The sequence below is a fragment of the Siphonobacter sp. BAB-5385 genome, assembly GCF_002261125.1.
Taxonomy (GTDB): Bacteria; Bacteroidota; Bacteroidia; order Cytophagales; family Spirosomataceae; genus Siphonobacter.
In genome coordinates this window covers 1-10,905 of the sequence record NZ_NMPS01000153.1, presented here as the reverse complement: position 1 = coordinate 10,905, position 10,905 = coordinate 1, and the positions used below count along the sequence as shown (strand labels likewise).

Annotated in this window: 9 protein-coding genes; 5 read left to right on the top strand and 4 right to left on the bottom strand. The window is 51.6% G+C overall.

The genetic code is table 11. From position 1 onward, the window contains the following. Positions 1-145 precede the first annotated feature (145 nt). The gene (locus BWI93_RS15620; protein WP_094812918.1) at positions 146-1,219 is read right to left on the bottom strand and encodes an L-dopachrome tautomerase-related protein; all 1,074 of its coding nucleotides are present in this window, start codon (positions 1,217-1,219) and stop codon (positions 146-148) included. 75 nt (positions 1,220-1,294) lie between these two features. Between BWI93_RS15620 and BWI93_RS15615 the strand changes: the two genes are divergently transcribed. From BWI93_RS15615 to BWI93_RS15600, 4 genes are all read left to right on the top strand, one after another. Next, positions 1,295-1,798, top strand: a complete 504-nt coding sequence (locus BWI93_RS15615) for a YdeI/OmpD-associated family protein (RefSeq protein WP_094812916.1) — start codon at positions 1,295-1,297, stop codon at positions 1,796-1,798. 60 nt (positions 1,799-1,858) lie between these two features. Further along, positions 1,859-2,359, top strand: coding sequence for a DinB family protein (locus tag BWI93_RS15610; protein ID WP_094812914.1), 501 nt, complete (start codon positions 1,859-1,861; stop codon positions 2,357-2,359). A 154-nt stretch (positions 2,360-2,513) separates the two neighbouring features. Beyond that, complete coding sequence (locus BWI93_RS15605) at positions 2,514-3,473, top strand: NAD(P)H-quinone oxidoreductase (RefSeq protein WP_094812912.1); 960 nt, start codon at positions 2,514-2,516, stop codon at positions 3,471-3,473. An 83-nt stretch (positions 3,474-3,556) separates the two neighbouring features. Then, positions 3,557-4,318, top strand: coding sequence for an NIPSNAP family protein (locus tag BWI93_RS15600; RefSeq protein ID WP_094812910.1), 762 nt, complete (start codon positions 3,557-3,559; stop codon positions 4,316-4,318). Between the two features lie 196 nt (positions 4,319-4,514). Here the strand turns inward: BWI93_RS15600 and BWI93_RS15595 are convergent, their stop codons facing one another. The 3 genes from BWI93_RS15595 to BWI93_RS15585 all read right to left on the bottom strand — a co-directional run bounded on the left by BWI93_RS15595 (position 4,515) and on the right by BWI93_RS15585 (position 8,267). Then, positions 4,515-5,762, bottom strand: coding sequence for a DEAD/DEAH box helicase (locus tag BWI93_RS15595; protein ID WP_094812908.1), 1,248 nt, complete (start codon positions 5,760-5,762; stop codon positions 4,515-4,517). A 24-nt stretch (positions 5,763-5,786) separates the two neighbouring features. After that, entirely contained in the window at positions 5,787-5,990 is a 204-nt protein-coding gene (locus BWI93_RS15590) for a VF530 family DNA-binding protein (RefSeq protein WP_094812906.1), read from the bottom strand. A gap of 84 nt (positions 5,991-6,074) precedes the next feature. Beyond that, a complete protein-coding gene (locus tag BWI93_RS15585; RefSeq protein WP_094812904.1) occupies positions 6,075-8,267 on the bottom strand; it encodes a radical SAM protein in 2,193 nt (730 codons plus the stop codon). 342 nt (positions 8,268-8,609) lie between these two features. Here BWI93_RS15585 and BWI93_RS15580 point away from each other — a divergent pair, with 342 nt between their 5' ends. Further along, positions 8,610-10,751, top strand: a complete 2,142-nt coding sequence (locus BWI93_RS15580; RefSeq protein WP_094812902.1) for a prolyl oligopeptidase family serine peptidase — start codon at positions 8,610-8,612, stop codon at positions 10,749-10,751. Positions 10,752-10,905 lie beyond the last annotated feature (154 nt).

The window sequence follows — 10,905 nt, the reverse complement described above, 5'->3', positions numbered from 1 at the left end:
AACCCCGAAGGGGTTCAACGTGAATAGCCCCGTATGCAATACGGGGAACCCGTTATCTCCAATGCAAACTTGCACCGGTCATACACTCTCCAATTCGAACGCCTCAACTCCAAACTAAATAGCCCTGTATGCAATGCGGGAAATCCTACAATTTCACCCGGTACAAGCGATACGGATAATCCACCCGATTCTGTCCCTGGTTGAACTTAGGAGCCCGCTGGTACTGAGCCGCCGTTACGTACAAATAGCCATCCGGACCAATGGCAAAGCTATCGGGCCAGAGCAATCGTTCGTCCTGTACCAGCGTTTCGAACGTACGATTCTGGGCGTTGAATCGATACAGTGTTTTCTTTTCCGAATCCCCCATGTACACATTTCCAGCGTTGTCGGCGAACATTCCGTGGGAAATGCCCGCTTTCCCGACGGCTTCTACTTTCGACTCCAGTTCTGCTTTCGGTAATGAAGTATCAGCCAGAGCCGCTGTCGGGATGCGGTATAATTGAGTCTGGGTAATCGGTCGGTAATAAAAATATTCTCCCGCCAGAGCAATGCCATTCACGTTACTACTGAACGGTTTCCCCGACTGATCCTTTACCTCGATTCCATCAATCGTAAGCTTATACGCGGGATCAGCCGTAGTAGAAGGATGTTTTTCAAGTACTGTCCGGCTTTTGCCCGTTTTTAAATCCAGCACGACCACGGCGGCCCGTCCGGGATCCGATAAGAACGCCAGTTGGCGTTTGGTATCCACGTTCACATCATTTAGTCCCGTTTTCTCCCGGGGCAGGTCTTCAAAACGATAAATACGTTCGACAGCATTCGTTTTCAGGTTAATTTTCAACAATTTAATTCCCTCGGGAATGGATTTTCCGAAACTCGGATTGGCCGGATCCAAAGCCCAGAGGGTATTATCAGCATCCACATACAGGGCCTGCAAACTCACAAAATGATCCTGGGGATGTAAGGAATCTTCCTGATTCCAGGCCTGATTCGGGTACGGCACCTGAGTCCTATCCGACTTGATTTCAATCAGGGCGTTTTTATAATCCCTGGACCACTTCGGAAACGTAACGAAGGTTCGTCCCTCCTGCGAAATCGCTAGTCCTACGGGTTGATATTTTCCAAACTGAGCCGCTTCTTCCAGCGTACGCTTCGAGGATTGGGCCATGCCTAACGTCGTACACAGAACGAAGGCCAGGGTGTACACGTGTTTTTTCATACATTTCCGTACTTTTTTGCAAGTTTACGGCACCTACATTCGCAAAAAGAATGTTCCCGGCAATCCATTTTACGCATGGCCCCTATCGATCCGATTGAGTATCCTACTGTCATTCGTTCTCTCGATCATCTCGCGGGATCCTACATTCCCGTACCGGCTGCGATCGTACAGCAAATCGGCACGTTCAAGATTCGTCTTTTTTGTACGATCAATGGCACGCTTACCTGGCCCTGTGGATTGGTTGCTCACGGCCAGGGCGATGCCTATATCACGATTAATCAGGAACGACTTCGGAAACTGAAACTAAAACCCGGCAGCGAAGTACACGTGCAACTCAGGCCGGATGAAAGCGAATTCGGACTGGAAATGCCGGAGGAATTACAGGAAGTACTGCGTCTTGATGACGAAGGCCAACGACGTTTTCGGGCACTCATTCCGGGCAAACAACGCTTTCTGATTCGCACGGTACTCGCGGTAAAACATACGCAGTTACGCGTGGAGCGATCCCTGCAATTGATTACCCGTTTGAAGCAGGCTCCCGAAGGTAAGGAAACGTTTGCCCAATTATCACTCAGCTAAAACCAGCGGTTCCTTTGAACGATTTTTTAGCGTTTTACCATTCGAACCATTCATTGTACTATGGCTGAACTGCGTGAAGTCTGGCTCCGTGGCCCTTTACCCGAAACACCTGATTTGTTACAACCCGTGGCCCATGCCCTGCTGCAAGCACGGGAAGAAATTCAAGCTCTGACCGCTCAATTTCCGAACGTGCGACTGTGGGAACGACCCTCGGGCGTCGCTTCTCCGGGTTTTCACCTCCAGCATTTGACGGGTGTACTGGATCGATTGTATACCTACGCCCGGAGCGAAGCCCTGACGGAAACGCAGCTCGCGTACCTGGCGGCAGAAGGCTTGCCGAATGAACAAAGCGTTACGGCCTTAGTCGAGCAATTCAATCAACAGGTAGATCAAGCTCTGCAACAGCTCCGCCATACGGACGTGCAAACGCTCACCGAAACGCGGGGCGTGGGTCGGGCCCAACTTCCTTCCACGGTACTGGGTCTGTACGTACATTCGGCGGAACACACCATGCGGCATTTAGGGCAGTTGCTGGTAACGGTTCGAATGCTGGAAAGTTGAAGCAATAATTTACTCGTTCCCACCAGCTAAGTCATTCCCGAAAGGGGCCATTTTTCAAACTTGAAAGCGTATTCAAACCCTCTTAAACCTTCGGCCTTTTCAAACGTCATTCAAACTATACACCACTTAAACCTCTTCAAACCCTACCCATCCCATGAAAGCAGTAGTAGTCACCCAAGCCGGTAATCCGGATGTATTGCAGGTACAGGACCGTTCGGTACCGCAACCCAATGAAACCCAGGTACTCATTAAAGTAGAAGCGGCGGGAATTAACCGGGCCGATCTGATGATGCGGCAGGGAAAATACGGCGGCGAAACACCTCCCGTACTGGGGCTGGAAGTAGCCGGAACGATTGAATCCTGTGGCCCCACGGTTAAACAATGGAAAAAGGGGCAACGCGTCTGTGCCCTCATTGCGAGTGGTGGCTACGCCGAGTATGTCCTGGCCGACGCCCGGCACTGCCTTCCTCTACCCGCTGATTTGTCGATGATCGAAGCAGCCGGGTTACCCGAAACGCTGTTTACGGTCTGGAGTAACGTATTTCAACGAACGAAAATACTACCCGGCGAAATTCTGCTCGTACAGGGCGGCACCAGCGGAATTGGCCTGACGGCGATTCAAATGGCCAAAGCCTTTGGTGTACGCGTGTATGCCACGGCGGGTACCGACGAAAAGTGTGCCTTTGCCTGTAAATGGGGAGCCGATCGCTGTGCCAACTACCGTACGCAGGATTTTGAAGCCGAGTTTTCGGATACGGGCGTGGACGTTGTACTCGATTATGTAGGCGGCAATTACACCGCCAAACACCTGCGTCTGCTCCGGCCCGAAGGTCGCCTGTGCTGGCTGGCCGGACTCGATGGCGTGAAAACGGAAATTAACATCATGGATGTGATGTCAAAGCGACTACAGCTAACGGGCAGTATGCTTTCGCCCCGTACCGCTGATTTCAAAGCTCAGCTTGCGGCCGACATCGAAGCCAAAGTGTGGCCTCTGGTACAACAGGGCAAAATACGCACGGAGGTATACCGGACTTTCCCGCTTGAGCAGGCCGCCGAAGCTCACCGATTGATGGAAAAAGGCGAACACATCGGAAAGATTATTTTGACGGTATAATGGATACTTTAGGTATACGCAAATGGCTATACGTTCAACTATATTTGTAGCTGTTTTTGACGTAAACATTCCTCTACTCATTCATGAATCGCCGGAAATTTGTTACCTCCTCCGTACTTGCGGCCACGGCTGCTACCTTACCCGCACAGGCTGCCACCCAGGCTGAAGCGGCTTTTTTTGAACTTCGTGTCTATGAATTGAAAGGAGGAAATGCTCTGGACGAGTACCTGAAAACGGCGTTGATTCCCGCTTTGAATCGGCAGGGCGTAAAAACCGTAGGTGTATTTCGGGAGATGGGAAAATCGGAACCTCCAATGGTATATGTCCTGATTCCCTACGCATCGATGAATGCCTACGCAGAATCGGCCAGCCGATTGACCAAGGATTCGGATTTTCAGAAAGCCAGCGAAAACTACCGGAACCTGATGCCCGAACGAGCCTCGTATGCCCGGTACAAATCGTCGCTGATGCAGGGATTTTCGGGTTTTCCGCAGGTCGTAGCTCCGGATACCAAACAAAGTCGAATCTTTGAACTGCGTACCTACGAAGGCTTCAGTGAAGACGCCGTTCGCCGGAAAATTGCCATGTTCAACGACGCGGAAATCAAGGTATTCAACAACGTGGGCCTGACGCCGGTTTTCTTTGGTGAAGTCAAAATCGGCGATTCTCTCCCCTGTCTGACGTACATGCTGACGTTCAAAAACATGGAAGAACGCGATGCCAACTGGAAAAAATTCGGCAGCGACCCCGACTGGAAACGCATTTCCGGGCTCCCCGAATACGCAAACACCGTTTCGCGAATCCAGCGAGTGTTTCTGGAACCTACGGGCTACTCCCAGGTTTAAATCGACAAAAAAGCGTCCGGGGCAAAACCCCGGACGCTTTTTCATTCAACCCCGCAAGGAGTAGTATTCATTCAGATACCAATTTTCGACGTTGAGCTTTGAGGACTGAAAAGCGAGCAGCTCCCCGCCATAAACCTCATACCTTTCTCAAACTTTAAACCTTAAACTTCATACCCCACTCAAACTGCACCCCCACCTACAACTGCTTTTTCTTCTTTTTCTTGACTTTCGAAAGTCGTTCTTCCTCTTCCTGAATCAGGCTCCGCCAATCGGTATTTTTTTCACTATCGGCTCCCAGATCAATCGTGGCTTCGTAGTCTAACTGATCAATGTTCAAAACCTTGATGGGCTTGGTCAAATAGGCTTCGATTTCTTTCAGTATGGGCTTTTCCTCCGTACTACAAAACGATACGGCGTGCCCCCGCTGCGTACCCCGGCCCGTACGGCCCACGCGGTGTACGTAGTTTTCGGCCTGTTCCGGAAGGTCGTAATTGACGACGTAATCTACGTTGGCAATATCAATTCCCCGGGCACTGACGTCGGTCGCAATCAGCACTTTTGTTTCACCTTTCCTGAAATCATTGAGTACCGACAAGCGATCCGTTTGTTCCTTTCCTCCGTGAATGGTCTGACTGGCAATGCTCATCCGTTCAAGAGCCTTACTGACGCGTTCGGCCCGAACTTTGGTACGGACAAAAACCAGCAGTTTACTTTCGGGATGCTCATTAATGAGCCGTTCCAGGAAAAACCGTTTGTCGTCCATTTCCACAAATGCCACGGCATGATCGATATTTTTGGAAACGGGGTCTTTCGGCGAAATCTGAATCCGGATGGGATTCGTAACCAGCGAATACGCCAGTTTTTTGATCGTTTCGTTGATCGTGGCCGAGAAGAACAGGGTTTGTCGCTTTTTGGGCAGGTACTTGATCAGGTCCTGAATATCCTTGATGAAGCCCAGGTCCAGCATATGATCCGCTTCATCGAGAATCAGGATTTCTACGCTATTCATATGAATGTACCCCTGGCTCGTCAGGTCAAACATCCGTCCCGGTGTCGTCACCAGAATGTCGATGCCTTCTTCCAGTTTGGCAATCTGCGGCCCCTGTTCCACACCACCGAAGGTACAGAACGACTTTACTTTGGAGTGGTGACCGATTTGCTGGAAAACCTCCGTAATCTGGATGGCCAGCTCGCGGGTGGGTACCATCACGATACACTTGATGCCGGTACTGCGTTTGGTCTGCTTCCGGTTGTGAATCATGCTCAGCACCGGAATGGCGAAAGCCGCCGTTTTTCCGGTACCAGTCTGGGCAATCGCTAGTACGTCCTCACCCTTTAAAATGGGAGGAATGGATTTAAACTGGATGTCTGTCGGCCGCTTGAAGCCGAGTTTGACCAGACTTTTCTTTATTTCCGGAGCGATGGAATATTCTTCAAATTTCATAGGCCATGTGTTTTACCGGAATGTCTAATCGAGACTTTCCAGGTACAATTCTTCTACTTTCTTACGAGCCCAGGGCGTTTTCCGTAAAAACGTCAGGCTCGATTTAATACTGGGATCATGGGTAAAACACCTGATCCGAATCCGTAAGCCCAGTTGATCCCAGCCGTAATAATCGACCAAATGAAATAAAATCATTTGCAGGGTTTTGCCTTCGAGTGGATCTTTCATACTAGTTTATTCCTGTGAATTAAGTTTGCCCGCATTGCATACGGGTCTATTTATCTTGAACCCCTTCGGGGTTGACGAACCTAGTTATACAATGAGCAAACCATTTTCACGCAATTTACCGCCAATGTCGGACGATAAAAAGGCCTGAAAACTACCCAAGCCTTCTGCTTCGTAGGACTGTTTTATTTTTTCGAACGACGCCGGTTCGGTTACCTGAATGGTTGGTAGCGTATCCGTTAGCCATTGACCCGTAGCCGCATCTGTTACGAAGCCCCATTCCTGCTTTCGATCGTAGAAGGTCAATTCGGCCAGATCGACCCGGTGTTTCCCGCGTTTTTCCTCAAAAAAAGCCAGCGAAGGCTCCTTTCCCAACCAGACGGTCAGGGCATTGGGACGAATGTCTTCTTCCTGATCTTCCACGCTTCGCTGAATATAATTCGGCGGAATCGTCGTTTTCGGTACCCGAAAATCGAACCACTCCTGCAAAGGGAACTCAAAACAAACGCCGTGCATGTAGTTAAAGAGCGATTTCCTTAACCCCTCGGCGAAGCGGTCGTGGTTGGCTCCCAGCGGGTCGGCATGATCCAGGTCGTTGTCGGCAAAATCGCCCGCAATGGGGCCAATCCGCTGTACGTCGAATGCTTCCGGCTGTAAACCTACGGGCGAGTGGGCCGTCATGGCAAAGCGGTGCCAGAATCCTGACTGTACAATACCCAGCTCAAACAATTGCCGCACCATTTCCAGCGAATCAATCGTTTCCTGGGCCGTTTGCGTGGGAAATCCATACATCAGGTAAGCGTGTACCATAATGCCCGCCCGCGTAAAGCCATCGGCCACGCGAGCCACCTGAGCCACGGTTACGCCTTTTTTCATCCGGTCCAGTAGTCGATCCGAAGCCACTTCCAGTCCCCCCGATACGGCAATGCAGCCCGAGGCTTTGAGTAGCATACACAAATCGGGCGTAAAACTCTTCTCGAAACGAATGTTCGTCCACCAGACTACCGTCAATTTTCGGCGAATGATTTCCAGAGCTAGTTCTCGCATCAGAGCGGGCGGAGCAGCCTCGTCCACGAAATGAAAGCCATTCTGTCCCGTCTGTTCGATAATTTCTTCGATTCGATCACAAAGCAGCGAGGCCGTCATGGGCTCGTACCGTTTGATGTAATCGAGCGTCACATCACAGAAGGAGCACTTGCCCCAGTAACAGCCGTGAGCCAGGGTCAGCTTGTTCCAGCGACCATCGCTCCAGAGGCGGTGCATGGGATTCACGACTTCAATCACTGACAAATAATCCGCTAGTGGTAATTCGCGGTAATCGGGCGTTCCGGTATCCCGCTGAGCTACGTCGCGTTCTTTGGTACCATTCAAATAATGGACCGCTCCATCAATTCGCGTGAAGACCCGCTTGAGATTGGCTACCGTTCGGGTGCCGGACAGGTATTCCAGCAAATGCAGCAAGGGGGCTTCGCCGTCGTCGAGGCATACGTAATCCAGGTAATCAAACACCCGGGTTTCCTTCAGCGAGCGGAGTTCGGTATTGGCATAGCCACCACCCATGACTACGGCAATCTCGGGATAATGGGTTTTCAGGTATTTTCCGCACTTCAACGCTCCGTACAGATTGCCCGGAAAAGGTACCGTCAGGCATACGACGGTGGGCTGCCAGTACCGGATTTTTTCTTCCAGCAAATCGGTCAGTATCGTTGAAATCAACGTGTCCGGAGCCTGGAGCGTGGTGTGTAGTTCGTCAAAATGCGTGGCCGAGCGTCCCAGTCGTTCGGCGTAACGGCTGAAGCCAAAATGCGGATCGACGGCTTCGGTAATCAAATCCCCCAGGTCTTCGAGGTACAGCGTTGCCAGGTGACGAGCTTTATCGTGCGTACCCATCGTTCCGAAGGCCCAGTCCAGATCATCCAGTTGAGCAAAGCGTGATGCTTCGGGCAAGTAAGTCCGGTCGCTAATGGCGTGAGCCAGCGTTGGATTTTTGTTCTGGAGGAAACGAATCACCGGACCGATGGTCTGAATGTATTCATCCCGCAGGGAATAAATGCGGTAACTGTTATCGGAAAGCTCGATGCTGTCATTGGCGACCAGTGCATCGAACATTGTTTGCAATCCTTTTCGTGAAAATAACTGCAGAATCACCTCAATGCCCAGATCGGCCTGATGCGATTCGTAGCCTTTGGTATTCAGAAAACCTTTCAGGTACGCCGTGGCCGGGTACGGGGTATTTAACTGCGTGAAAGGTGGGGTGATGAAGAGAATTTTTGGTGTCAAATCTATGCTGCGTTGCCGCTACAAAGGTACGCCATCTGACTGAGCAATAAGCAAGAAAATGATGGGTTCATTCCAATCCCATTCAATTAATATGGTACGAAGGGGCAAAAAGTCGTATTCATTTTCTAACAACAGGCCTACCAATAAAGGCTAGCTTCAGTCAAGGCATGTCTACGTTAGACCTCAAACACATAGCCATTCTTTTACCATCTGTCCTTTATACCTCCTGTTTTATCTGAAAAACCAGAAAAAGGCGAATGAAAAACTATCTTTACTCGTCTATACGCATGCGGCTTCGTATGTTCGCCGTATGTACATACACCCATTGAACCTTCCGATTCTATGTTTTATCTATTCCGTCTGCTCGGATGTGTAGGGCTGCTGAGTATCGCCTCTAGTGTTTCCTACGCCCAATCGTTTTCACTCGAAGCCGTCAAATCCTATCCTTTCCCTGCGGACCTAACGGCGGCCGCCAAAGGTTCCCGTATTGCCTGGACGATCAACGAACAGGGCAAACGCAACATTTACGTAGCCGAAGGTCCGTCGTATACACCCCGCAAAGTCACCCCGTATACTAAAGATGATGGGCAGGAGCTAACCAGTGTTACGCTTTCAGCCGATGGCCAATGGGTCGTATACGTACGCGGCGGCGAGCATGGAGCGAATTGGGACGAACATCTGGGCGTAAACGTCGATGGTTTGCCCTTTGCCCCCAAAGTAGAAATCTGGGCCGTTCCGTTTAAGGGCGGCGAACCTAAGCGACTCAGTGATGGCGATTATCCGGTGCTGTCGCCGAATGGTAAAACCGTTGCTTTCCTGAAAGGCGGGCAGCCCTGGTCGGTACCCGTGAACGGTAGTGAACCCGCAAAAATGCTTTTCTCGACGCGAGGTACTACGCATTCGCTGGAATGGTCGCCCGACGGTAGCCAGCTGGTTTTTGTTTCCAATCGTGGGGACCACTCACTCATTGGAATCTATACCAACGCTCAGACGCCGCTCCGGTGGCTGGCCCCTTCCTTCGCTCACGACCGTAGCCCCCGGTGGTCGCCGAATGGAAACAATCTGGTCTTTGTGCGTACGCCCGGTACGGGTGGAGCACCAGATTCCGTACTGGTTCGCAAGCACCGCCCCTGGTCCATCTGGCGGGTTAATGTGGCTTCCGGCAAGGCCACGCAACTCTGGCAGGCTCCCCGGACTTTGGCGGGCTCCGTACCGGCTACCAACGGCGGTTTCAACCTCCACTGGGCCGCTCAGAATCGTATTGTTTTTCTGTCGTATCAGGATGGCTGGCCACATCTGTATTCGATGCCTTCCACGGGCGGCACACCCTTGCTGCTTACGCCGGGGGCGTTCACAACGGAGCATATTCGCCTGAGTCCGGACCGCCAGTGGCTTACGTTTAGCGTGAATGTAGGTTCTGATCCGCAGGATCTGGATCGTCGGCACGTGGCCCGGGTACCCGTGGACAAAGCCGACATGGAAGTTCTGACGCCCGGTAACGGACTGGAGTGGACACCGGTCATCACGGGGGATGGTACGTCGCTGGCTCTGATCAGTGCTACGGCCCAACGACCTCCCCTGCCCGCCGTGATGCCCTTTGGCAAAGGGACGCCCAAGCTACTGGGCGAGTCTTTAATTCCGGCAAACTTCCCGCAACGGTCGCTGGTCATACCCAAACAGGTTATCTATACAACGCCCGATGGCTTCACCGTACACGCCCAGCTTTTTGAGCCGACGGGTGGTCCCGCCCAGAAGCCCGCGATTATTTACGTGCACGGCGGACCCATGCGACAAATGTTACTCGGCTGGAATTATTCGGATTATTACGCCAATGCCTACGCCACGAATCAGTACCTGGCCAGCCTGGGTTTTGCGGTACTCTCGGTTAATTATCGCTTGGGCATTGGGTACGGTTTTGAATTTCACCAGCCCGCCGGAGCTAACACGAGCGGAGCGGCGGAGTACATCGACATCAAAGCGGCGGGCGACTGGCTGGCCAGGCAGTCTTTTGTGGATAAGAGCCGGATTGGCATCTATGGCGGTTCGTACGGCGGTTATCTGACGGCCATGGCCCTGGCTAAGGATTCGAAGCTGTTTGCGGCAGGCGTAGATATTCACGGGGTACACGACTGGACGACGGATCGTACTATGTCCGTCACGGCTCCCGACCGATACGAGCGAGCCCCCGACGCTGATTTAGTAGGAAAAATAGCCTGGGAGTCTTCACCGACGGCCTACATCAACACCTGGACCTCCCCCGTACTCATTATCCACGGCGACGACGATCGCAACGTCCGCTTCAATCAGAGTACGGATCTGGTCCGTCGCCTCGAAGCCAAAGGCGTCGATCTGGAGACGCTCATCATCGTCAATGATACGCACCACTGGATGAAACATGCGAATGCACTCAAAGTGGGCAATGCGACGGCGGCGTACTTTCGGAAGAAGTTGATGGAAAAAGCTAAAGCGGGGACTGGTGAATAGGGATATATTCTATGCAATAACAGTTCTGTTTTTAGTCCCGCTGATACGGCTCGCCTTTCAGTTCATTGCATTTCATTAACTAGCTTATAGAATCACTATTTCTTCCTTTAAAGACAGCTGTTCATTTAGTCCCTATACATTCCATGTCGGCACG